The following is a 2,189-nucleotide window of genomic DNA, read 5'->3' as shown; positions in this document are numbered from 1 at the left end:
TAGAAATGCTAATTTAAATATGTACAATCATGCTTGAATAAAGATGTACAAAATTGATTGGTCAATTCATACTAATCCTGGGGTGATTAGTATGTACATAACGCTAAATGTTGAAACTAATTTTGAGATTACTAGTCTTTCAGACTTACCAAAATTTAAACAACTAATGGAGCATTTAAAAATGAAAATCAATAAGAGTAAATTAGCAGAGGAACTAGGTGTTGATCGGAGGACGATTGACAAATACCTAAATGGTTTTATCCCAAAACGTAAGAGAGAGAAACCTTCCAAAATTGATGAGTATTATGAGACAATCGCAGCACTTCTCTCTGAGGACTCAAAGCAGGTGTTCTACTACCGGAGGGTACTATGGCAATATTTAAAGGATAACCATGGCCTAGATTGTTCGGGTTCTACCTTTCGTGCATACATTGCACGTACACCAGAATTCAAAGCTTACTTTGAGGAGGAAAAACGGATTGCTTCACCAAAGGGGACCGTTCGTTATGAAACACACCCAGCTAAACAAGCTCAACTGGACTGGAAAGAAAGTATTATTTTTGAAACAAAGGACGGGGAACAAGTAGAGGTGAATGTGGCTGTACTCCTTCTCTCCTATTCGCGGTTCCGTACCTTTCATTTGAGTGTTTCAAAATCGCAGCACGTGCTACTCTCATTCTTAACAGAGGCATTTGAAGCATTTGGAGGAGTACCTAGTGAAATCGTAACGGATAATATGAAAACCGTAATGGATGAAGCACGAACAGAGTATACTGCCGGAAAAGTGAATTCTAAATTCGCTCAATTTGCGAAGGATTTCGGTTTTGAAGTAAAACCATGTATAGCTGGTCGTCCCCGAACAAAGGGAAAAGTTGAAGCAACAATGAAACTGCTTGATGAAATTTATGCTTACCAAGGGAAATTGAGCCTCGAGGAGTTACACCAGTTTGTCCAAGATTTATGTAATCGTATCAATCATGAATTGCATCAAGGTACAGGCAAGATTCCAATCTTTGAATTTAAAAAAGAAAAGAACCTCTTACACCAGCTACCAACTGAAAAAGTAAGAGATTCTTATCGCATCAAACATACGCTTGTTAAAGTCAATGCGTCAAACATGATTTCCTACAAATCCAATCAATACTCGGTACCGGCAAAGTACCAAGGAAAGAAAGTAGGCTTACAAGTGTATGATGATCAATTATGGATTTATTATAACACAGAGCTGATCGCACAACACCCTATTAGCAACAAGAAGCTTAATTATCAGGAAGCGCATTATCACGAGGCAATCAATGTATCCATGCCTAATTTTCCGGATATAGATGATCTGGCTAAACGAAACTTAGCAGCGATTGGAGAGGTGTATAAGTAATGAATCCGATGACAACCAATTACCAACAACTCTTGCACAATTTAGAGTATTTAAAGTTAAAGCAAATGACATTACATTTGAGCGAAGTCATAGATTTTAGCGTAAACAATCAAATGTCGTTCATTGATACGCTAATAAAATTAACAAGCTATGAGATTGATGTTCGAGAGCAAAATATGATTCAATCCATGGTCAAAGTGGGGGCATTTCCACACTTAAAAGAAATAAAGGATTTTGATTTCAGCTTTCAACCTTCCCTTAATCAGCAACAGATAATAGACTTTCTAACCTTACGGTTTATTGAAAAGAACGAAAATATCGTTTTTCTAGGACCAAGTGGCGTGGGAAAAACCCATTTGGCCACTTCTATAGGAATAGCAGCAGCAAAGAAACGGACAAGTACATATTTTATCAAGTGCCATGACCTCATTCAAAATCTGAAGAGAGCACGCCTTGAAAATCGGTTAGAATCTCGCTTGAAACATTATACAAAGTACAAGCTTCTGGTTATCGATGAAATTGGCTATTTACCGATTGATGCCGAAGATGCGAAGCTCTTTTTCCAGCTAATTGATATGCGTTATGAAAAGCGAAGTACCATATTAACCACAAATGTGAATTTTAAATCCTGGGATGAGATCTTTCAAGAGCCGAAGTTAGCAAACGCCATATTAGATCGAATTTTGCATCACGCGACTGTCGTTACAATCGTAGGAGAGTCATATCGTTTGAGGAATCATTTAGCGAAGGAAAATGAGTAGTTTTGTACATTCTTAAACAAGCGAAAGTGTACATATTTGTGTTGACATTTATA

2 protein-coding genes are annotated in these 2,189 nt (G+C 37.4%); both read left to right on the top strand.

All coding sequences use genetic code 11. The annotated features are described in order from the left end of the window. Positions 1 to 91: 91 nt before the first annotated feature. Entirely contained in the window at positions 92 to 1,375 is a 1,284-nt protein-coding gene (gene istA, locus MLOOGBEN_RS28765; protein ID WP_179161661.1) for an IS21 family transposase, read from the top strand. A gap of 8 nt (positions 1,376 to 1,383) precedes the next feature. Beyond that, positions 1,384 to 2,136 carry an IS21-like element helper ATPase IstB gene (istB, locus tag MLOOGBEN_RS28760; protein WP_179161662.1) on the top strand — a complete coding sequence of 251 codons (753 nt, stop codon included), beginning with the start codon at positions 1,384 to 1,386 and terminating at the stop codon, positions 2,134 to 2,136. The last annotated feature ends 53 nt before the right edge of the window (positions 2,137 to 2,189 follow it).

Origin of the sequence: Bacillus sp. EB106-08-02-XG196 (genome assembly GCF_013396335.1) — a bacterium.
Taxonomy (GTDB): domain Bacteria; phylum Bacillota; class Bacilli; order Bacillales; family Cytobacillaceae; genus Neobacillus.
Note: the sequence above shows the minus strand (reverse complement) of the source record. Positions and strands in the feature narration are given on the sequence as shown.

What these genes read in the sequence shown, in the direction of transcription:
- istA (WP_179161661.1), top strand. Translation starts at nt 92, where the DNA reads ATGTACATAACGCTAAATGTTGAAACTAATTTTGAGATTACTAGTCTT.
- istB (WP_179161662.1), top strand. Translation starts at nt 1,384, where the DNA reads ATGACAACCAATTACCAACAACTCTTGCACAATTTAGAGTATTTAAAG.